Origin of the sequence: Salinivibrio sp. VYel1, assembly GCF_009377945.1 — a bacterium.
Taxonomy (GTDB): domain Bacteria; phylum Pseudomonadota; class Gammaproteobacteria; order Enterobacterales; family Vibrionaceae; genus Salinivibrio; species Salinivibrio siamensis.
The window spans coordinates 138,943-160,055 of the sequence record NZ_RSAM01000002.1; the positions used below are offsets into that span (position 1 = coordinate 138,943).

The window sequence follows — 21,113 nt, forward strand, 5'->3', positions numbered from 1 at the left end:
TGTTTTCTCTCTCAATGAGGGCTAGAACCAAGCATCAACGGCGAGTTTGCCCGCTAGAATAACCACCGCGGTGATAAAAATAGGGCGAATAAAACGGCTACCAAAGCGGATGGCTGAGTGAGCGCCAATAAAAGCCCCTAGCATTAAGCAGGCTCCCATGGTTAAGCCCAGCGCCCAGCTTACATGGCCTAACAGCGCGAACGCCACCAGTGAGGTGAAGTTACTGGTAAAGTTCATCGCCTTTGCTAATCCCGAGGATAGCAAAATATTCATCCGATAGAGCGACATGGTGGAAACCGTCCAAAACGCGCCGGTTCCCGGGCCTGCCACTCCGTCATAAAAGCCAAGTGATAAACCCTGACTCCACTGTTTTATGGGCAGCTTTGGGCAACGTGCGGGTAGCTGGTTGTTATCGCCTTTAGGGTGTGGATGCCAGATGGTATACACCGCGGCGACCAACACCACAATGGGAATGGCCTTCTCTAACCATTCGGTACTCAGAACGTCCACCAGCAGGGTGCCGGCCGTGGCGCCAATTAAGGTGCCCCAAAACGCATGTTGCCAAAATAAGGGAGAAAATAGGCGCTTTTTATAATAAGTGAACGCGGCGGTGCTCGACGCAAAGGTCGCGGCCAACTTATTGGTGCCTAACGCAACATGCGGCGGCAGGCCAAGTGATAATAGAGCAGGGACAGTGAGCATGCCGCCACCGCCAGCCACCGCATCAATAAATCCAGCGACAAACGCGGTCAGCCCCAGAATAACTAAAGTAGAGAGGTCAATCAGTTCCAGCATGTTAACTCGTCAGTTTAAGGTTCGATCACGCGTGTAAAGGGAGGTAGCGAGTCGAGTAAGGATTGGCCATATCTACGGGTGATAATGCGCCGGTCAAGAAGCACTACTTTACCAGAGTCCTCTTCTTTGCGCAGTAGACGACCGACTGATTGTACAAGCTTTTTACTCGCTTCTGGCACCGCGATTTGTAAAAACGGGTTGCCACCACAGCGCTCGATATACTCCGCGTGCGCTTCTTCAACCGGCGAGGTGGGCACGGCAAAAGGGATCTTAGTAATAATGAGGTTGGTCAATAAGTTGCCCGGTAAGTCCAGGCCTTCGGAAAAGCTGCCGGTGCCAAAAATGATACTGGTTTTATCAGCGTTAACCGCTTGCTGATGCGCCTTTAGTAATCCGGGACGCGACTGGCTCCCTTGGCAAAGCAGCTGCCAGCCCCGTTGCTTACAGGTGCTTTCTATCGCTTTTGTCACTTGCTGCATTTGCCAGTAGGAGGCGAAGAGCACCAAAGAGGCGCGTTCGCCTTCCAGATGTTCGAGTATTTTATCGCTCAGCACATCCGTAAAGTCGCTCGCTTGAGGTTCACAAGGCATCGTCGGGATCACCAAGCGCGCTTTGTTGGCGTAATCAAATGGCGAAGGCAAGGCTAAATAACGCGAGCCGTCGGTTTCGCTCAAGCCCACTTGACGGCAGAAATAACTGAACCGGTTGAGTGCACGTAAGGTCGCGGAAAATAGGCCAACCCCGGCTGCACGGGACCAGAGCATTTGGTCTAAACGCCAACCCACTTCCAAGGGGGAGACATGGATCCAAAGGTCGCCTTCGCGCTCGCGACACGCTCGCACCCAACGTGCCAAGGGGGCGCCTTTATCCGAATTAGGTTGAGCCATCAAGGTCCACACCTTTTCTAAATTTTCTAACCGTTGCAGGAAAAAAGCCGTTTCCGCGAGCGCCGGATCAGCCAGTTTTGCCGAAATGTCATTTTCTTTCAGACGCTCATTGATCAAATCATGAATTTTTCCCAATGCCTGATGGGCTTTTTTGCTCGCCGTTTTGAGTTGCTCACTGGGTGAGGTAAGCGCATCGGGGAGCTCGCCATCAGCAAAGCGGTAGCAACCATCATCGTTGAGCGGCAATTGACTGAGCTGTTGTTTAACCTCGCGTAAGCCTGGGATTAAGGTTTGAATCGCGTCTAGCAAGCTATCCACAAACCGATGTGCGCGCTTAATATCAGCGGTATTCCCCAACTTGGTCGTCGCTTGATTGAGCTTTTCCAGCCAGCTGACCACACCCAACAGGCTGGCACTGGCGGCAGAAAAGTCTCGCGCGACAGTGGGCAAGTGATGAGCCTCGTCAATCATATACAGGCATTGCTCCGGCTCGGGCAAGATCACTCCGCCGCCGAGTTCGAGATCGGCGAGCAGCAAACTGTGGTTCACCACCACCACATCCGCTTTATCCATCGCCTCTCGTGCTTTAGCAAACGGGCAAGCACGGTGGGCGGGCAAACCGGCATGACAAGTGTGCTTATCAGAGGCGATGGCTTGCCAAAGATGATCAGCAATGGGTTTTGGCCAACTGTCTCTGTCACCATCCCACTTACCCCGATTCAGCGCAGCGTAGAGATCGTTGAGTAATAATTGCTCGCTGCGCTTGGGTTTTTGGGTAAATAGCGCCCCTTGAATGCTTTCCATGTCCGCTACCGCACTGAGCTTATGTGCACAGCAATAGCGTTGACGCCCTTTGGCTAAAATAAAATCAAACGGTTTGGGGCAGATGCGATGAAAAAACGGGATGTCTTTATTGGCAAGCTGTTCTTGCAACGCCACCGTCGCAGTTGAAATCACCACTTTTTTATTGTTGTTGAGTGCAAACGGGATCGCACCCATCAGATAGGCCATCGACTTACCGACCCCTGTGCCTGCTTCTGCCACTAATAGTCGCCGTTTAGGCGCGTAATCGCCAGCTAGGGTTTTCGCGAGCTCTGCCACCAAATAGTTCTGAGCTTTACGGGGAATAAAGTGGGGAAGTTGATCTTGTAGCGTTTGATAGCACGCGCGAATGTCTGATTTTACGGCAGGACTGAGCATCAACAGGTCCGAGTTGCAAAGGTTGGCGCCTAGTATAACACGGGGCAAAAACGTGAAAACGATCGCGAACTGCAAGATTTCCTTACAGATATGAGATCTTGGTCACGAATTTAATTTGAACCATTCTTCGCTATCTTGCTGATCTGCCGTTTGATTAACAAAACGCCTGATTTAAGCTATTGATTAGTTTTTTATTCTAATATAAGCAATAAATACTGTGATTTTTGGTGTTTTATGTTGTTAGTGTTTGTTGTTTATTTTCATCAAAAGGCGGGTGTTGAGTCAATTAAACTGTGATCTCAGTTCAACAAATATCACTATATTGTTGTTTTTAAGCGGTTTTTGTCTAGATTGTAATGCGCTTCCGGCGAGTTGACAGAACTACAAATGTTCTGCACGATTAGCCACGAAGTTTCAGTGAACTGGCATTTTGTTCTTCGCAGCGTTTTTGCTGCTGGTAATAGAGTGACAGTCACAATAAAACAGAGTTCCAAGAAGGAACTCATAATGACTAAATAGAAAAGGCAGTGGATTAACCATGAAAAAGACTATTCTAGCAATGGCAGTACCAGCTCTGCTGGCTGCTGGCTCAGCATCAGCAAGCATCAACCTGTATGACGCAAACGGCGTTAAAGTAGACGCATCTGGTGCAACTGAAGTTCAGTACATCAGCGGTCTTGCTGAAAACTCAGAAGGTGCATGGAAACTGGACGATGGTGATATCGCAATCAACACTACCGTTGCTATCTCTGACAAAATCAACGCCCTAGGCGGTTTTGCGTATGAATTTGAAGATGGCGATGTAACTAACGACGAGCTTTTCGTTGGCTTCGGCGGTGATTTCGGTACTGTTACTTTCGGTCGTCAATACCTGATCGCGGACGATGCTGGCAACGGTAAAGACAAAGAGTTCGGCGGTGAGTCAGTCGATTTTGTTGCCGCACACGGTGATCAGGTTGCTAAGTACGTCTATGACAACGGCACTTTTTACGCAGGTATCTCTGCGCTGCTAGAGTCTAACGGTGAAGACAACGATGATGATGTAACAGGACCGGTCACTACACCTGTTTACAATGAGAACACTACTAAGTATGAGCCCCAAACCGTTGACCAGGGCGAAGCTGACCAAATCATCGATGGCCGCATCGGTTATCGTGTAGGCGATCTTGATGCGCGTATCTATGCTTACAACGGTCAAGATATCGATACCGAAGATGGACAGCGCGATATTAACGGTTTCAATATCGAAGCTGACTATGTAATGGATGCGTTTAGCTTTGCAGCTTCTTACGGCCAGGTTGAGTACGAAGTTGTTGACGGTGTTCAAGAGCTTAATGTCGACACCATTGGCCTTGCAGCTGATTACACCATGGGTAAAAACGTATTTGCCATCGGTTACAACCGCTATGAAGCAGATAGCAACACAAAATCGAACAAAGCTGACCAAGATACTGTTTACGTGAACGCGACTCATAGCTTCCACAGCAACGTAACTGGTTACGTTGAGCTAGCAGTAGCTGACGGTGAAGGCTTTGATGGTCAAGATGCCGATTTCGACACTGCTTACCTAGCGGGTCTAGAAGTTAAGTTCTAATTGAACGTTAACCAATCACTACTGATGTAGTACTGGTTTTTTAAAAGCCGCCCTCGGGCGGCTTTTTTATTAGTAATTTTGGGGGTAAAACGTGAAAAAAGTCACTTGGTTCAGCGCACTCGCTGTTTTATTGGCGGCAGGCGCTGCGCAAGCAGCGACCATTACATCAGCACGTAATATTGAGTTCTTGGTTGCAGATGGTAAAGAGGTGACCTTTGAAAGCTGGGCACCACAGCAAAGTATTGAGCTCAGCGAGGGAACACACCAGTTGGTGATGCGCTTTGACGGAGAGGTCAAGCGGGGAAGCAAAGAAGTGATCTTTACATCCCGTCCGTATCTGTTTGAGCTTACAGTCGATGGACGTGATGCTACCATTGGCGTTAGCAGCCGTCTTCGTTCGCAATCACAAGCGAAAAGCTATTTCTCCTCTGGCCCGCAGTGGCAAGCTGAATTCGAGAATGGCGATGTGATGCCACTGGAAGCTGTTGAACTTGAGGGCGATGGCTTTGGCGCCTATGCCGACATGGAAGCGCTGGTGGCGGAGTATAACCGTGAGAATGGTATCATTATCGACCAAGGTGAAAGCAAGAACCTCAACGATGTATTGGTCGAGGTGGATGATCAAGGTAAAGCCTCTATTAAAGGTGATGCCTTGTCGCAGTTAAAGCTTTGGTATACCAAAGCCAGTGACCAAGAGCGTAAGTCGTTCCGTCGTTGGATTATTGACCAAGATTAAACGCCTCAGGATGATGTGTGATCGTTAGTATCACCCGCTTGTCAGCTTTAAATAGTCAATAAAAAACGCGCCCAGCTGATGCTGGGCGCGTTCCGTTTAAGCCACGATGAGACAAGCGAAAGTCAACCTCGCGATCACACGGTTTTACGTGCTCCTGCTGTGGCTCGGCGAGTGGCTGGATCGTGATGATAATAATTTGACGCACGGCACTGTGGGCAGCGCTGCTCGGCGGCGTCTTTAATTAAATCATCCAGTGGGATTTCACTTTCACAATCGGCACACAAGCCATAAATCTCCAAATCCATGGCACATAAAGCCGCATCGACTTTTTCTAAACGTTCACCGAGGCATCGGATGGCACCAGGTACCCCTTGGCTTTCTTTAATCAGATCCGAAATGGTGAGGTTCTCGCAATGCTTGTCCCAGTCTTCACGCAATCGCGTGGTTAATGTTGCTACTAGCTCAGTGCGTTCGCGGTTAAGTTCACGCCCCAGCTGAGCAAGGGTTGTTTTATCCATGGTCAGTTCGCTTGATTGGCTAAAATGACTTTTATCATGACGCAGTCACACAAGTTGTTACCCTGATGTAAATCAATGAACCGGCTAAAACCTTACAAAGAGTCCGTTTTTAGCGGTCTTGACCTGAGCTATAGTACCCGCTCACTGTTGTTATGCTGTTGTGAGTGAAGTAACAAAATGGAACATGATTTTAAAGAGCCTTATAACGTCAAGTACTTCATCGGCTTCCTGCTGGTATTACTGATCCCGACCTTACCTGCCAGTCTCACTTGGCTTGGCATTATTTTTGGCGGCTAATCACCGCCTTATTCACTCGCCGTGCGGCATTCCTTATTCGCCACCCTGTACCTCCATCGTCTCTGACACTACACTTAGCGTGAGTGAACAAGCGCGACCATCTCGAATCGAAGGGTAATAGAGACTATGCAACAAGCACCGACAGCCGCATGGCGTTGGTTATGGAACGGGTTAGGTTGGTTATGGGTCGCGATGGGTGCGGCAGGCGCCTTTTTGCCGGTACTCCCGACCACGCCGTTTTTGCTGCTCGCCAGTGGTTGCTTTATGCGAGGCTCTCCTCGCATCGCTAACTGGCTCCACGCCCATCCAACGTTCGGGCCGATATTGACGGACTGGTACCAAAAGCGCGCGATTAGTCGCAAAGTAAAACGACGCGCGACCGTCATGATAGTGGCAAGTTTTAGCTTCTCCATTTATATCGTCGGGGCGATGTGGCTGAAAGCGTTACTGGTTACCTGCCTAATTGTGCTCTTATGCTGGTTTCTCCGCCTACCTGAAACGGAATCTGTTGCTGGCTCGGCCGAAAATTCATAACATGACGGTTTGCGTTTTTTACCGGCGAGAATTGGCCATGAGCACCGACAGCTTGAATGTCATCAAACAAAGTATTCAAACCATCCCAGACTATCCCAAACCTGGCATCTTATTTCGCGATGTCACCAGCTTAATGGAAGACCCTGCAGCCTACCAAGCCACCATTGATGCCCTGGTTGCGCAATACCGCGATCATGGATTTACCAAGGTGATTGGTACCGAGTCACGTGGCTTTTTATTTGGTGCACCATTGGCGCTTGCGCTAGGGCTCCCATTTGTGCCAGTGCGTAAGCCTGGCAAGTTGCCACGCGCGGTGATCAGCGAAAACTATCAGCTAGAATACGGTGAAGATACCCTGGAAATCCATCGTGATGCGATTGCTGAGGGGGATAAAGTACTGGTGATTGATGATCTACTGGCGACAGGCGGCACTATAGAAGCCACCGTGAAGTTGGTGCGCCGTTTAGGTGGCACCGTAGAACACGCTGGGTTTGTGATAAGCTTGCCGGATATCGGCGGTGAAGAAAAGCTGGCCGCGCTTGGGATCAGTGTTTATAGCTTGTGTGAATTTGCAGGCCATTAATGCCAGGCTATATGCAGGGTCCCGCGTTAGCAATAAGCATACAGGAAGCGGATTGACATGAGTTACCAAGTCCTCGCTCGCAAGTGGCGACCCCATAATTTTGAGTCTGTTGCCGGTCAAAGTCATGTGCTGACGGCCTTAGCCAATGCATTGGATCATGACCGCTTGCACCACGCATACTTGTTCAGTGGTACTCGTGGTGTGGGCAAAACCACCATTGCGCGCATTTTTGCCAAAGGGCTCAATTGCGAACAAGGGGTGTCTTCTTCGCCATGTGGTCAGTGCGCAACCTGCCTTGAAATTGACGAGGGACGTTACGTTGATTTGCTGGAGATTGACGCTGCGTCCCGGACCAAGGTGGAAGACACGCGAGAGCTGCTCGATAACGTCCAATACAAACCCGCACGTGGCCGCTTCAAAGTGTACCTCATTGATGAAGTCCATATGCTGTCACGGCACAGCTTCAATGCGCTGCTAAAAACGCTGGAAGAGCCGCCTGAGTACGTAAAGTTTTTATTGGCGACCACGGATCCACAAAAGCTGCCGGTCACCATTTTATCGCGTTGTTTGCAATTTCACCTAAAACACTTTGATGCGAGCCAGATTCAGACGCAGCTAGAGCATATCCTTGGTCAAGAAGGTGTCGAGGCAGAGTCACGTGCCTTAATGCTATTGTCACGGGCTGCGGAAGGCAGTATGCGTGATGCCTTGAGCTTAACCGACCAGGCCATCGCGCTCGGAAATGGCCACATCAGCACCCAAGCTGTCGCTGACATGCTGGGGACCTTGAGTACCGATAACGCACTCTTGCTCCTTGAAGCCTTGGCGAATCATGATGCGGTTGAATTGATGAACATGCTGGCGCAGATTGCGCACGTCGGGGTGGAGTGGGATGGTTTACTCAAAGAGTTAGCCAGCCAGCTTCACCATGTGGCGCTTGCCCAAGCACTGCCTCAGACCCATGATGATGACAGCGGGGAGCAAGCACGGATTCACGCCTTGGCCTCGCGGCTTGCGCCACAAGATGTGCAGCTGTGTTACCAAATGGCACTGCAAGGACGGCAAGACCTGCCTTATGCCCCTGATGGGCGGGCCGGTCTAGAAATGGTCTTGCTGCGTATGTTGGCGTTTCAGCCGGTGAAAACGGTACCGTATGAACCGGCTACCATATCGGTGCCGGCACACGATCCCGCATCTTCACCACAACAGCCGGTAAAAAAAGATCCCTCGCAAGCACTGAACGCGTTGAAAGCGCAGGTCTCATCGGCCAGTGCGGCGTCGCCAAACCAGTCGTCACCAAGCCAGGGGCACGAAGTACAACAGAACCGGCCCATGGGCGATACCCCGGAGAGCAATGACCGAGACACGCCGGAAAGTCCCCAAAATATCAATGACACACGCGCGCCAACTCCTCAGCAGGCGACGGCAAAGACTAGCGCGGAGGTGCCTAGCGCAGGTGCATCCGGCAGAGGGGCACATGAAGCGAGTGTTTCCGAGCTGAGCCAACCAGCAGTCGATGACTCGGCGCCAGATGCCGGGTCATCACTTGCGAATCAGCCGTCTGCCTCTTCGCCTGCCTCTAGTCTTATTCAGGCTCGTAATCAGTTGCGTAGTCGTATGAAACGTCAATCTGAACAATCGGGGAGTGGGGTAAAAAAGGCGGGGCGGACACCGGCCAAGACTGATGCGTTATCTGTGCTCGATCGCGTCGCGACGGCGGCAGAGGGAGCATCGCCTGTGTCCACGCCTGAAAAAAAGACACCGAGTGTGTTGTTGTCACCCGTGACTGAACCTACTAACGGGTCGTCAGAGCCTTACCAGTGGCGCTCTACGCAACCTGTGTCACCGGAGCCCGAGACGGTGCCTTCACTGACACCTAAGTCGTTAAAACAGGCGTTAGAACATGAAAAAACGCCCGCCATGCGCGACAAACTGGTACAGGAAACCAACGCACAAGATCCTTGGTGTGCCTTGGCAGACAGTTTAGAGGTAGAGCGCCTAGTTAAACAAATGGCACTGAATGCGGCGATGTCCCAGCAAGGCGAGCGCGTACAGCTCACATTGCGCCCGGATCAATCGCACCTTAATACCGAAAAAGCGCAGCAGCAATTGACTCAGGCCTTGACGACGGCGCTGGGCGCCCCCATAACCTTGGAGGTACAGCTCGGGGAAGCGGGAATCACACCTTTAGAGCGGCGCGAGCAGCTCTATCAACAAAAATTAGCGCAGGCGACACACAGCCTGCATAATGATCCGAATGTGACTTTTATTCTTCAACGCTTTGCGGCGGAGTTAGAAGAAGATAGCATTCGACCAATTTAAGACACCTAACCAAGAGAGAGAATTATGTTTGGTAAAGGCGGCATGGGTAACATGATGAAGCAGGCGCAGCAAATGCAAGAGCGCATGCAAAAAGTACAAGAAGAAATTGCCAGCATGGAAGTGACAGGCGAAGCGGGCGCAGGCATGGTGAAAGTCACCATGACAGGTAGCCACAGCATCCGTCGTGTCGACATCGACGATAGCTTGATGGAAGATGATAAAGACATGCTGGAAGACTTGATTGCGGCTGCATTCAACGATGCTGCCCGTCGTGTCGAGGAGCAACAAAAAGAGAAAATGGCGGAAGTGACAGGTGGTATGCAGTTACCACCAGGCATGAAAATGCCATTTTAATCTATGCGCACCAGCCAGTTACTTGAACAACTGATGGACTCGCTGCGTTGTTTACCAGGCGTTGGCCCCAAATCAGCGCAGCGGATGGCCTACCACTTATTGCAACGAAACCGCCAAGGCGGGCTGGCCCTCGCGCAAGCACTGAGTACGGCAATGACTGACATTGGCCACTGCAGCCAATGTCGAACCTTTACCGAGCAAGACGTGTGCGCGATTTGCGATAACCCGAAACGCCAAGAAACAGGGTTGATTTGTGTGGTTGAAAGCCCGGCAGATATTGCAGCCGTGGAAGCCACGGGTCAGTACTCAGGGCGGTATTTTGTTTTGATGGGACACCTGTCACCCCTTGATGGCATTGGTCCGGCAGACATTGGCCTTGATGTGTTGGAAAAGCGTCTGCAACACGAACCGATCCAAGAGCTTATCTTGGCGACCAACCCGACAGTGGAAGGCGAGGCGACGGCGCAATACATCGCTGAGCTATGCCAAGAGCACCAAGTGGGTGCGAGCCGTATTGCACATGGCGTCCCCATGGGAGGCGAGCTAGAGCTGGTGGACGGTACCACGCTATCTCACTCAATTATCGGTCGCCAACAGTTGAAATATCGCTAGAAGCGCCTGACGTGTCCTAGAGACCGCACCTACCGTTGGTGACATTGTCTTCCACCTCGAGGGGCGGCAAAACAATGTGGCAACACCCACTGTCAAAGCAGCGATGTCAATCACACGACTGACGTGTAAAGCCTAGCCTTTGGTTAGGCTTTTCTTTTTTATTGTCTATCGACTTACTACTAACTGGCTTATATTTGACCACTTAGGCCTTGAAAGCGTGGTACCGGATCCCTATATCCAAGGAGACGGAAACAACGAATTCATAGTGGCGCGGGCAGATTGTCCGCGTCGCCATTAATCCTCATAGTGTTAGGTAGATTGACATGAGCGTGAAAACCCCAGAAAAACATCAGTTTGGTTCTGATACCTCCAAATTGCTGCAGTTGATGATCCACTCTCTCTACTCAAACAAAGAGATTTTCCTGCGAGAGTTAGTGTCAAACGCGTCGGATGCCGCCGATAAGTTGCGCTTTAAAGCATTGTCAGCGCCTGAGCTTTACGAAAATGACGGTGACCTGCGTGTCCGTCTGTCTTTTGATAGCGAAGCCGGTACGTTAACTGTCTCAGACAATGGTATTGGTATGAGCCGTGACGATGTCATCGCTAACCTCGGCACCATTGCAAAATCAGGCACAGAAGAGTTTCTTAAACAGCTTAACGAAGATCAAAGCAAAGACTCGAACCTCATTGGCCAATTCGGGGTCGGCTTTTACTCTGCCTTTATTGTGGCTGACAAGGTAACCGTAAGCACTCGAGCGGCGGGTCTTGCGGCCGACGAGGCAGTGCAGTGGGAATCAACCGGAGAAGGTGAGTATACCCTAGAGCCTATCAGCAAAGCTGACCGTGGCACTGAGATTACGCTGCACCTTAAAGACGACGAGAAAGAATTCCTCAATGATTGGCGCCTACGTGAGGTGATCGGTAAATATTCCGACCACATCGGTATTCCGGTAGAAATGTGGACGCAAGAGAAAGACGAGGAAGGTAACGAGACGGGCGAAGGCAAGTGGGAGCAAGTTAACAAAGCGCAAGCGCTTTGGACCCGTGCTAAGTCAGATATCTCGGCAGACGAATACAAAGAGTTCTATAAGCATGTGTCTCACGACTTTGCCGAACCGCTGACGTGGAGCCACAACCGTGTAGAGGGTAAAAACGACTACACCAGCTTGCTGTATATCCCGTCAAAAGCCCCTTGGGATCTATACAACCGCGAGCACAAACATGGACTGAAACTCTATGTACAACGCGTCTTTATCATGGATGATGCGTCACAGTTCATGCCAAGCTACTTGCGTTTTGTCCGGGGTTTGATTGACTCTAACGATCTGCCGCTTAACGTCTCGCGTGAGATCCTGCAAGACAACAAGATCACCCAGTCACTGCGCGGTGCGTGTACCAAGCGTGTGTTGTCGATGCTAGAAAAACTGGCTAAAAACGATGCTGAAAAATATCAGACATTTTGGCGTGAATTTGGCCTGGTAATGAAAGAAGGGCCGGCGGAAGATTTCAGCAACAAAGAAAAAATTGCTGGCTTGCTGCGCTTTGCCTCAACGCATGAAGACAGCGCTGAGCAAACCGTCTCCTTGGCCGACTACGTGTCGCGCATGAAAGAAGAGCAAGACAAAATCTACTACATCACCGCGGATAGCTACAATGCAGCGAAACACAGCCCGCACTTGGAGCAGTTTAAAGCCAAAGGCATCGAAGTTATCTTGATGTATGACCGCATCGATGAGTGGTTGATGAGCTACCTGACCGAGTTTGATGGTAAGTCGTTCCAGGCAATCACCAAGGCAGATCTCGATCTGAGCCAATTCGATGATGAAGAAGCAAAAGCAGAGCGTGAAGAAACCGAAAAAGCGTTTGAGTCTGTGATTGAGCGAGTAAAATCGCACTTGGGTGATCGTGTTAAAGATGTACGTACCACCTTTAAACTTTCTGGCACACCGGCGGTGGTGGTGACCGATCAGTTTGAAATGGGCACGCAAATGGCGAAGCTTTTAGAAGCCGCTGGCCAGCAAGCGCCGGATGTGAAGTACATCTTTGAACTGAACCCAGAGCACGCTCTAGTTAAGCGCATGGCAGATGAAAGCGATGAGCAGAAATTCGGTACTTGGGTAGAAATGCTGCTGGGTCAAGCGATGCTGGCAGAGAAAGGCAGTATGGACGATCCGTCAGACTTCTTGGCCTCGGTCAACCAGCTTCTGACTAAGGTATAATCGACAGGCGATTGTCGAGACCACATACTGAATGACTATCGAACAAGCCCGGCCGGATTGCCGGGCTTGATAGCGTTTAGTTAAGCGTGTATGTTTCGTGTCTTTGCGAATATAGACGCAGTTTAACGAAACCTAAATAATCATAAAGGGGATCACTATGCGCATCATTCTGTTGGGTGCACCGGGCGCGGGTAAAGGGACGCAAGCGCAGTTCATCATGGAAAAATACGGGATTCCGCAGATTTCTACGGGTGACATGCTGCGCGCCGCGATTAAAGCGGGCACTGAGCTTGGCAAACAAGCCAAAGCGGTTATTGATGCTGGCGAATTGGTGTCTGATGACATCATTCTTGGCTTGGTTAAAGAGCGTATCTCGCAAGATGATTGTGCCAACGGCTTCTTGCTAGATGGGTTCCCACGTACCATTCCTCAAGCTGATGGACTGAAAGAGATCGGTGTCGCGATCGATTACGTACTCGAATTCGACGTTCCGGATGACGTAATTGTTGAGCGTATGAGTGGTCGCCGTGCTCACCTTGCTTCAGGCCGTACTTATCACGTTGTTTACAACCCACCGAAAGTGGAAGGAAAAGACGACGTGACTGGCGAAGCGCTAGTGGTACGTGATGATGATAAAGAAGAGACGGTGCGCGCGCGTTTGAATGTTTATCATAATCAAACTGCACCACTGATTGCTTACTACAAAAAAGAAGCCGATGCTGGCAACACCCAGTTTGTGACCTTCGATGGCACACAAGGGGTTGAGCAAGTCAGCGCAGAGATCCAAAAGGTTCTCGGCTAATTTTTTGTTTAAAGGGTTAGTGCTCAGGCGCTGACACCTGTTCTCATCGGTATGACTGATGCCAGAAACCGGAGCTGACGATTAGTCGCTCCGGTTTTTTTATGGCAAGCTACGCGTCATTCTCCAAGCCATTTAATCAGACAACGTTAAATTGGAAAGGTACAACAAAAATAATCGGCTCGCGAATAAGCCAAGGACAACAAACATGACCGAAAAGCATAATCGAGTTGGCGTACTCTTGGTCAACCTGGGAACCCCGGATGCGCCCACCTCTTCTTCAGTAAAGCGTTTTTTATCTGAATTTCTGCATGATCATCGGGTGGTTGATTTAACGCGTTGGTTGTGGTGCCCACTGCTGCATGGTGTGATTCTGCCTGTACGCTCTCCCAAGGTGGCGAAGCTCTATCAAAGTGTTTGGATGGATGAGGGCTCACCTTTGATGGTGTATGCCACGCGCCAGCGTGATGCCTTAGCCACCAAGACGGGGTTACCTGTCGCTTTAGGAATGACCTATGGCTCACCTTCGATGACGGATGGTATTGAGCAACTGCAGCAACAAGGTTGCGAAAAGGTCATGGTTTTGCCTTTGTATCCGCAATACTCTGCGACCACCACGGCCGCGGTATTTGATAAAGTTGCCAAATCCCTTAAAGGACGCCCCTTGCTTCCTGAGCTTCGCTTTGTGCACCACTATCACGATCATCCGTCGTACCAATCCGCATTGGCAGACTCCGTCAGGCGCCACTGGGATAAACACGGCAAGGGCGATCTCTTACTGTGTTCATACCATGGGATCCCGCAACGTTTCGCGGATAACGGCGACCCGTACCCGCAACATTGCGAACAAACCACGGCATTGCTGCAGGCGGAACTTGGGCTCCCCGACCAAGCGATCATGATGAGCTACCAATCGCGTTTCGGACGTGAAGAGTGGCTTAAGCCTTACACCGATAAAACCTTGGAAGCGCTACCCGCAAAAGGGGTTAAAACCCTCGATATCATGACCCCAGCCTTTTCTTCTGACTGTTTGGAAACCTTGGAAGAAATTGCTGGCGAGTGTCGGGATATCTTTTTGGAAGCAGGTGGCGAAGCCTTTCGTTTTATCCCATGCTTGAATGATGACGAGGCGCATATTGAGTTAATGGCGACGCTGGTGGCAGAGCATACCCAAGGGTGGTAGACGGATAAAATTCGTTTCTCCAACGCTATGCAGGCGCAAATTCTGTGGTAGAATTCGCGCCTCCCTTCCATTAGCTAGTTACACGAACCATGAAATTTCCAGGACAACGTAAGTCTAAACACTACTTTCCGGTTCACGCCCGGGATCCTTTGCTTAACCCTGCCAGTGAGCGTGGCTTTAAACGCCCTCATGTGATTGGCATAGACCAAACCTTGGTGGACATAGAAGCAAAAGTGAGTGATGACTTCCTGGAGCGCTATGGTTTGAGCAAAGGCCACTCGTTAGTGATTGACGATGAGCGCGCTGAAGCCTTGTATCAAGAGCTCAAAGACAACAATTTGGTGACGCATGAATTTGCCGGCGGCACCATTGGCAATACCTTGCACAACTACTCCGCTTTAGCGGACGACCAATCGATTCTGCTTGGCGTGATGAGTCAGGATATTCGCATTGGGAGCTACTCTTATCGCTATCTATGCAACACGTCCAGCCGCATGGACCTCAATTATCTGCAACCTGTCGAAGGCCCGATTGGCCGTTGTTACGCGCTGATTGGCGATTGTGGTGAGCGTACTTTTGCCATCAACGAAGGCTTAATGAATCAGCTGCGTCCTGAGTCGATTCCGGAACATATCTTTGAGCATGCGTCTGCCTTAGTCCTGACAGCCTATCTGGTACGTTGCAAGGACGGTGATCCGATGCCGGATGCGACCATGCGTGCCATCGAGTATGCCAAAAAGCATAACGTGCCTGTGGTGATGACGTTGGGCACCAAGTATGTGATTGAACAAAATCCACAATGGTGGCGTGATTTTCTGGCTGAGCACGTCAGTGTGGTGGCGATGAACGAAGATGAGGGTGAAGCGCTCACGGGTGAAAGTGACCCGCTGCTCGCGGCCGACGCCGCCTTACAATGGGTAGATATGGTGCTTTGCACCGCCGGTCCGATTGGCCTCTACATGGCGGGTTATAGTGAAGATAAAGCTAAACGCGAAACCTCACTGCCTTTATTACCCGGCGCCATTCCCGAATTCAATATGTATGAGTTCAGCCGTCCAATGATCAAAGCCGATTGCGAAAATCCAATCAAAATTTATTCGCACATTGCCCCATACATGGGTGGGCCGGAACGGATCAAAAACACTAATGGCGCGGGAGACGGTGCACTGTCTGCGTTGCTGCACGATATGTCAGCGAATCGTTACCACCGTGATAACGTGCCTAATTCGAGCAAACATCAGTACCCATTTTTGACTTACTCATCGTTTTCTCAGGTGTGCAAATACGCCAACCGTGTTAGCTATGAAGTGCTGGCACAGCATTCTCCGCGTTTGTCACGTGGCTTGCCGGAGCGCGAAGATAGCTTGGAAGAGGCTTACTGGGAACGTTAATCTCATTGCCATAAAAGATAAAAAACCGCCAATTGATGTTGGCGGTTTTTTATTATTGGTCGTGAGGCGTGGGCTTATTGATACGCTTTTTCGTGTACGTTGCGGACCGCACGACCTGATGGGTCGGCTTGGTTTTTGAACGATTCATCCCATTCAATCGCTTTGGCACTTGAGCAGGCGATCGATGGGCCGCCAGGAACACACTTCGCGGCATCTTCCAGAGGGAAGAGTTCGGCGAAAATCTCACGATACATATACGCTTCTTTAGTCGTCGGCGTGTTGTATGGGAAACGGAAGGCTGCCGTTGCCAACTGTTGATCGCTGACTTTTTCATCGGCAATGGCTTTCAAGGTGTCAATCCATCCGTAACCGACGCCATCGCTAAACTGCTCTTTTTGACGCCATGCCACCGATTCTGGCAACAGATCCCCGAAGCATTCACGAATGATGTGCTTTTCCATTTTACCCTCACCGCACATTTTATCATCCGGTTTGATTTGCATCGCCACTTCCAAAAATTCTTTATCCAAGAAGGGGACACGCGCTTCAACGCCCCAAGCGGCCATTGATTTGTTCGCACGAGCACAATCAAACATGTTGAGTGCGAGCAGCTTGCGAACGGTTTCCTCGTGGAATTCTTGAGCGTTGGGCGCTTTGTGGAAATATAAGTAGCCGCCAAATACCTCATCGGCGCCTTCTCCCGATAGCACCATTTTAATTCCCATTGCACGGATTTTACGTGACATCAAATACATGGGGGTTGATGCTCGGATAGTGGTCACATCATAGGTCTCGATGTGATACACCACGTCGCGGATGGCATCCAAGCCTTCTTGAATACTGTAGGTAAATTCGTGGTGTACGGTGCCAAGGTGGTCGGCGACTTCTTTGGCGGCTTTCAAATCCGGCGCGCCTTCCAGGCCGATAGCAAACGAGTGCAAACGTGGCCACCAAGCTTGGCTTTGATCGTCATCCTCGATACGGTTGGCGGCATATTGCTTGGTCACTGCGGAAATCACCGATGAATCCAACCCACCAGATAGCAGAACGCCATAAGGTACATCGGTCATAAGTTGACGGTGAACCGCTTTCTCTAGGGCTTCTTTGAGTGCTGCTTTATCCGTGGTGCTGTCTTTTACCCCGTCATATTCCATCCATGCGCGTTTGTAATAACGAACAGGCTCACCTTGTTTACTCCATAAAAAGTGACCCGGGGGGAACTCACTGATGGTTTTACAAATAGGCGTCAGTGCTTTCATTTCCGAAGCAACGTAGTAGTTGCCATGTTCATCGTGCCCATGATAAAGCGGGATAATGCCGATATGATCGCGACCAATTAAATACGCATCCTGCTCCTCATCATACAAAATAAAGGCAAAGATACCGTTGAGATAATCGAGCAGTTCTGGCCCTTTCTCTTGATATAGGGCGAGAATGATTTCGCAGTCTGACTCTGTTTGGAACGGATAATCGGCGGCGAATTCAGCGCGGAGCTCTTTGTGATTGTAGATCTCACCGTTGACTGCGAGGGCTTGGGTTTGGTTTTGGTTATAAAGTGGCTGTGCCCCACTGTTAAGATCGACAATCGCAAGGCGCTCATGAACGAGAATGGCTTTTTCAGACGAATAAATCCCTGACCAGTCCGGACCTCGGTGACGCATGGTCTTCGACATTTTTAACGCGATTTCCCGCAATTGTTGCGAGTCGGTTTTAATGTCAAGCGCTCCAAAAATTGAACACATAATCTTCCTCTCTGTTTGTGTTATACGGTGTTTTCGCCGTGGCATGTCTGCGATATAGGACCACTGGTGGCGACCTGTTAATCACACTCTGCCCTGTGGCAGAGAAAGACACAAGTAGATAAAACAAATTCGTTATCCAAACTGACTTTGTGGTAAATATTATTTAATAAAAACCATAAAAAATGAATTTAATTCAAAAATGGCGCAGTTTTTATACAAAAACGCACAAGTGAAGCATCACTTGTGCGTGAGGAGGGTGGCAGAGTGGTTAGGTATCCGGATGTGAGAAGCGGTCTCTTACGTGACGCGCAAAGCCACTACCTGCCTCTTGATAGATATTAAAGGCTTCATCCACGCCAAGTGCTTTGAGTTGGTCGAGCTCATCTTGATATTTGGCGATGGCAGCGACTTTACCACTGAATTGTGTTTGTCGAATTTGCTCGAGTGCCAACGTATTGGCGTGGCTGTGAGGCATGGCCAGTAAAATGAGCGAGATATTGCCATCAGACACGGCTCGTGACCAAAAGTCGGGATCAGTCGCGTCGCCTAAAATAACACGTCTTCCTTCTTGCTGATGACGAGTGACAGAGTCTTCTCGTGTGTCAATTCCCACAATGGGTTGGTGGTGTGTGGTGGCGAGTTCGTCGTAGGCGCCTGAGCCAATACGTCCCATCCCCAATACTAAAATACTGGCATCACCGAGATTGATTTGTTGATCGCTGGGGTGAAGTTTGTCGGGTGCACGCTCAGGTAGCCAGCGTGATGCCCAACCATACAGCTGATTACTAAAGGTATTGAGCGGGGCGGAAAAGGCAAAACTGAGTGATACCGCGATGGCGATGGAGACCAAGATCGGGCCGGGCATCAGTCCTGTTTTATACGCCAAGCCACCCACAATGAGTCCAAACTCACTGAAGTTGAATAAGGTGAGCGTGGTAAATAAGGCAGTACGGACGCGGTAACGGAATCCATTAACGATCCAATAGTAGAGTACGCCCTTGATGGGCAGTAATAACATCAAGATCAGGGCAAAACTAAAGCTTTGCCAGGTAGGCTGTTCGGACAAGCCAATGTTGAGGAAAAAGCAAACTAGAAAAAGCTCTTTCATATTAAACAGTGACTTGGCCATTTCGGATGCACGTGGGTGACTGGCAAGCAGCATACCGAGAATAAGTGCGCCTAAATCAGGTTTAATCCCCACCGCCTCAAACAATCCAGCGCCAGCCACTAGAGCGAGGAACACGGCATAAAGAACCAACATTTCACCGTGACCTGCCTTGTCCAAAAGCTTACCCAATAGAGGTTTTAGCAGAGGTAAACCAAAGAGGAGGAGGGCGGTGAGTTCGGGGGTTTTTCCCGATGTGGCGGTGAGGAAAATCACGGCAAAGATATCTTGCATGATCAGCATGCCGATGGCCAAGGTGCCATAGGTGGCATTAAGCTCACCTTTTTCTTGCAGCGCTTTGATGGCAAAGACGGTGCTAGAAAACGAAAGCGCGAAGCCAAGCAGCAGCATTTCAGACATACTCATGCCTGACAGCATAGGAATGCTCAGTGCTTTAAGGCCCATTAGCGCGAGAGTAAAAAACGCGGTTGTCAGGACATTATGGGCAGTAGCCCCAAACCAGATTTCTTTCGCAAGCAAGGTTTTGACATCAAGCTTTAAGCCGATAGTAAACAGCAGCAATGTGACACCCAGATCGGCCAGCTGCGTGATCACCGGTGTCGACTGGTAGCCCATGGCATGGAGAACAAAGCCAGCGATAAGAAAGCCAACCAGTGGCGGGAGGTGGCAGCGCATTAATGCATAGCCACTGATAAATGCAGCGGAAATAAAAACCAGTTCCATATCTTGTACTTATTCTAAAGTTGAGTGAGACAAGGCATTGTCGGTAACGTGGCTATAATGTACACGTTTTGTGGTCAGTATGTGAATGTAAAATAAGGAAGCGTGAGAAAAGGCCGGTGAAGATAAGATGAGGCAAGGCGACATTTGCAGAGAAGACTGACGTTGCGAGAGAAGATGCCCGCTCTCCTAACCGCTGGCTGACCAACGGTTAGGGATTAACGTCTCGGCTAGGTTTAACTGACATGTTTTAATCACTCAACATGTCAATCCAAGTAGTGAAAAACTACTCCTCCAACAGCTCTTGTAGGAGCTCACCATTAAGCATCGCCCGCTTGACTAAGGAAAACGCAGCCATTGTAGGCTGAGCCTCCAGATTTGCGCTAACAATCGCCAGCTTCTCGTGGAAACTTGGCAGTGATTGATTCTCTACACAGCGCTCAATGGCAGGAAACACCACACTTTTTGCCGCGGTAATTTTGCCAGCAATCACCACCAGTTGTGGATTAAACAGGTTTACGGTCATCGCGATCGCTTTACCCAGGTGATTGCCAACTTTAACCAACACTTGGCGTGCTAACTCATCACCTTGCTCTGCGGCTTGGCAAATGGCTTCGATGGTTAGGCTTTGATCATAACTGAGGCTACTGGGATGCCCTTGCGCAAGCAGTTGTTGGGCATGCTCAATGATGGCTTCGTTTGAGGCCACGGTTTCTAAGCAGCCAAAGTTGCCACACTGACATTTTTTACCCAGTGGATCGATCTGCACATGGCCGAGCTCACCGACATTGCGGTTATGGCCAAGAAAAATTTGCCCATTGACGATGATCCCCGCGCCAGTACCATGATGCACACTGACCAGCATAGAGTCATAGTAGTCTTGGCTCGCCCCAAAGTAGTGCTCCGCCAGCGCTTGACCGCGAATATCGTTGCCAACGAAAGCCTGCACACCAAACTCTTCGCGCAAGGTATCAGCAAGTGCAAGTTGTTTGATATTGATGTTGGGCATGTATTCGACCACCCCTGAATCAGGGTCAACCAAGCCAGGCATGACCACGGATATCGCAATCAGTTCTCGGAGTGCGTGTTGGTGCGTTTCCAAAAATTGGCTAACGATATGAATCAAGCCTTGAACAAGCTCGTCCTGGTCATGGTAATGGAAAGTTTCGCCGTGTTCGGCCAAAGAGGCACCGCTCAAGTCATACAAAGACAACTCAATAAAATGACGACCCAATCGTACCGCAAGGGTATGAAAGGGCGCACACTCGGTGGTGAGAGAAATGGCACGACGTCCACCTGTCGATGCTTGTTGTGCCACCTCTTTAATGAGGCCTCTTTCTAGCAGTTGGCGGGTAATTTTGGTCACACTTGCCGGCGCCAATCGGCTTACATCGGCAATTTGTATGCGTGAAATAGGCCCTTGTTGATCAATTAATCGATAAACGGCAGCTCCGTTAAGTTGCTTTACAAGATCGACATTCCCGATTTTTCCGCCAGTCAT

At 50.0% G+C, this 21,113-nt stretch carries 17 protein-coding genes; 11 read left to right on the forward strand and 6 right to left on the reverse strand.

Translation table 11 applies throughout. The features are described 5' to 3' along the window. Positions 1 to 21: 21 nt before the first annotated feature. Both EHW58_RS03240 and dinG read right to left on the reverse strand, forming a co-directional pair. Positions 22 to 795, reverse strand: a complete 774-nt coding sequence (locus EHW58_RS03240; RefSeq protein WP_077578509.1) for a TSUP family transporter — start codon at positions 793 to 795, stop codon at positions 22 to 24. Positions 796 to 809: 14 nt separating this feature from the next. After that, complete coding sequence (gene dinG / locus EHW58_RS03245; RefSeq protein WP_152794760.1) at positions 810 to 2,882, reverse strand: ATP-dependent DNA helicase DinG; 2,073 nt, start codon at positions 2,880 to 2,882, stop codon at positions 810 to 812. A gap of 538 nt (positions 2,883 to 3,420) precedes the next feature. On the opposite strand from dinG, the gene EHW58_RS03250 reads away from it, so the two are divergent. Both EHW58_RS03250 and EHW58_RS03255 read left to right on the forward strand, forming a co-directional pair. Beyond that, positions 3,421 to 4,476: a porin gene (locus EHW58_RS03250; protein ID WP_152794762.1), complete on the forward strand. Its 1,056-nt coding sequence runs from the start codon at positions 3,421 to 3,423 to the stop codon at positions 4,474 to 4,476. Between the two features lie 91 nt (positions 4,477 to 4,567). After that, positions 4,568 to 5,212: a DUF2057 domain-containing protein gene (locus tag EHW58_RS03255; protein ID WP_172969983.1), complete on the forward strand. Its 645-nt coding sequence runs from the start codon at positions 4,568 to 4,570 to the stop codon at positions 5,210 to 5,212. 134 nt (positions 5,213 to 5,346) lie between these two features. On the opposite strand, the gene EHW58_RS03260 is transcribed toward EHW58_RS03255, so the two are convergent. Next, a complete protein-coding gene (locus EHW58_RS03260; RefSeq protein ID WP_077668771.1) occupies positions 5,347 to 5,730 on the reverse strand; it encodes a hypothetical protein in 384 nt (127 codons plus the stop codon). Positions 5,731 to 6,153: 423 nt separating this feature from the next. Between EHW58_RS03260 and EHW58_RS03270 the strand changes: the two genes are divergently transcribed. From EHW58_RS03270 to EHW58_RS03310, 9 genes are all read left to right on the forward strand, one after another. After that, positions 6,154 to 6,561, forward strand: a complete 408-nt coding sequence (locus EHW58_RS03270; protein ID WP_152794764.1) for a YbaN family protein — start codon at positions 6,154 to 6,156, stop codon at positions 6,559 to 6,561. Between the two features lie 37 nt (positions 6,562 to 6,598). Continuing rightward, entirely contained in the window at positions 6,599 to 7,144 is a 546-nt protein-coding gene (gene apt / locus EHW58_RS03275) for an adenine phosphoribosyltransferase (RefSeq protein ID WP_152794766.1), read from the forward strand. A 57-nt stretch (positions 7,145 to 7,201) separates the two neighbouring features. Continuing rightward, the gene (gene dnaX / locus EHW58_RS03280) at positions 7,202 to 9,466 is read left to right on the forward strand and encodes a DNA polymerase III subunit gamma/tau (RefSeq protein ID WP_152794768.1); all 2,265 of its coding nucleotides are present in this window, start codon (positions 7,202 to 7,204) and stop codon (positions 9,464 to 9,466) included. Between the two features lie 24 nt (positions 9,467 to 9,490). Then, a complete protein-coding gene (locus EHW58_RS03285) occupies positions 9,491 to 9,820 on the forward strand; it encodes a YbaB/EbfC family nucleoid-associated protein (RefSeq protein WP_046073581.1) in 330 nt (109 codons plus the stop codon). Between the two features lie 3 nt (positions 9,821 to 9,823). Beyond that, positions 9,824 to 10,432: a recombination mediator RecR gene (gene recR / locus EHW58_RS03290; protein ID WP_046073580.1), complete on the forward strand. Its 609-nt coding sequence runs from the start codon at positions 9,824 to 9,826 to the stop codon at positions 10,430 to 10,432. A gap of 323 nt (positions 10,433 to 10,755) precedes the next feature. Further along, complete coding sequence (htpG, locus tag EHW58_RS03295; protein ID WP_046073579.1) at positions 10,756 to 12,651, forward strand: molecular chaperone HtpG; 1,896 nt, start codon at positions 10,756 to 10,758, stop codon at positions 12,649 to 12,651. Positions 12,652 to 12,808: 157 nt separating this feature from the next. Then, positions 12,809 to 13,453, forward strand: a complete 645-nt coding sequence (adk, locus tag EHW58_RS03300; protein ID WP_046073578.1) for an adenylate kinase — start codon at positions 12,809 to 12,811, stop codon at positions 13,451 to 13,453. Positions 13,454 to 13,658: 205 nt separating this feature from the next. Continuing rightward, positions 13,659 to 14,633, forward strand: a complete 975-nt coding sequence (gene hemH, locus EHW58_RS03305; protein ID WP_152794770.1) for a ferrochelatase — start codon at positions 13,659 to 13,661, stop codon at positions 14,631 to 14,633. Between the two features lie 89 nt (positions 14,634 to 14,722). Beyond that, entirely contained in the window at positions 14,723 to 16,024 is a 1,302-nt protein-coding gene (locus EHW58_RS03310; RefSeq protein ID WP_046073576.1) for an inosine/guanosine kinase, read from the forward strand. A 74-nt stretch (positions 16,025 to 16,098) separates the two neighbouring features. Here the strand turns inward: EHW58_RS03310 and asnB are convergent, their stop codons facing one another. The 3 genes from asnB to EHW58_RS03325 all read right to left on the reverse strand — a co-directional run bounded on the left by asnB (position 16,099) and on the right by EHW58_RS03325 (position 21,113). Continuing rightward, a complete protein-coding gene (gene asnB / locus EHW58_RS03315; protein WP_046073575.1) occupies positions 16,099 to 17,766 on the reverse strand; it encodes an asparagine synthase B in 1,668 nt (555 codons plus the stop codon). 268 nt (positions 17,767 to 18,034) lie between these two features. After that, on the reverse strand, positions 18,035 to 19,615 hold the full coding sequence (locus EHW58_RS03320; protein WP_077666120.1) for a cation:proton antiporter family protein: 1,581 nt from the start codon (positions 19,613 to 19,615) through the stop codon (positions 18,035 to 18,037). A gap of 283 nt (positions 19,616 to 19,898) precedes the next feature. Beyond that, complete coding sequence (locus EHW58_RS03325; RefSeq protein WP_046073573.1) at positions 19,899 to 21,113, reverse strand: ROK family protein; 1,215 nt, start codon at positions 21,111 to 21,113, stop codon at positions 19,899 to 19,901.

Coding starts and splice junctions, on each gene's coding strand:
- EHW58_RS03240 (WP_077578509.1), bottom strand. CDS start 795: ATGCTGGAACTGATTGACCTCTCTACTTTAGTTATTCTGGGGCTGACC.
- dinG (WP_152794760.1), bottom strand. CDS start 2,882: ATGCTCAGTCCTGCCGTAAAATCAGACATTCGCGCGTGCTATCAAACG.
- EHW58_RS03250 (WP_152794762.1), top strand. CDS start 3,421: ATGAAAAAGACTATTCTAGCAATGGCAGTACCAGCTCTGCTGGCTGCT.
- EHW58_RS03260 (WP_077668771.1), bottom strand. CDS start 5,730: ATGGATAAAACAACCCTTGCTCAGCTGGGGCGTGAACTTAACCGCGAA.
- EHW58_RS03270 (WP_152794764.1), top strand. CDS start 6,154: ATGCAACAAGCACCGACAGCCGCATGGCGTTGGTTATGGAACGGGTTA.
- apt (WP_152794766.1), top strand. CDS start 6,599: ATGAGCACCGACAGCTTGAATGTCATCAAACAAAGTATTCAAACCATC.
- dnaX (WP_152794768.1), top strand. CDS start 7,202: ATGAGTTACCAAGTCCTCGCTCGCAAGTGGCGACCCCATAATTTTGAG.
- EHW58_RS03285 (WP_046073581.1), top strand. CDS start 9,491: ATGTTTGGTAAAGGCGGCATGGGTAACATGATGAAGCAGGCGCAGCAA.
- recR (WP_046073580.1), top strand. CDS start 9,824: ATGCGCACCAGCCAGTTACTTGAACAACTGATGGACTCGCTGCGTTGT.
- htpG (WP_046073579.1), top strand. CDS start 10,756: ATGAGCGTGAAAACCCCAGAAAAACATCAGTTTGGTTCTGATACCTCC.
- adk (WP_046073578.1), top strand. CDS start 12,809: ATGCGCATCATTCTGTTGGGTGCACCGGGCGCGGGTAAAGGGACGCAA.
- hemH (WP_152794770.1), top strand. CDS start 13,659: ATGACCGAAAAGCATAATCGAGTTGGCGTACTCTTGGTCAACCTGGGA.
- EHW58_RS03310 (WP_046073576.1), top strand. CDS start 14,723: ATGAAATTTCCAGGACAACGTAAGTCTAAACACTACTTTCCGGTTCAC.
- asnB (WP_046073575.1), bottom strand. CDS start 17,766: ATGTGTTCAATTTTTGGAGCGCTTGACATTAAAACCGACTCGCAACAA.
- EHW58_RS03320 (WP_077666120.1), bottom strand. CDS start 19,615: ATGGAACTGGTTTTTATTTCCGCTGCATTTATCAGTGGCTATGCATTA.
- EHW58_RS03325 (WP_046073573.1), bottom strand. CDS start 21,113: ATGACTGGCGGAAAAATCGGGAATGTCGATCTTGTAAAGCAACTTAAC.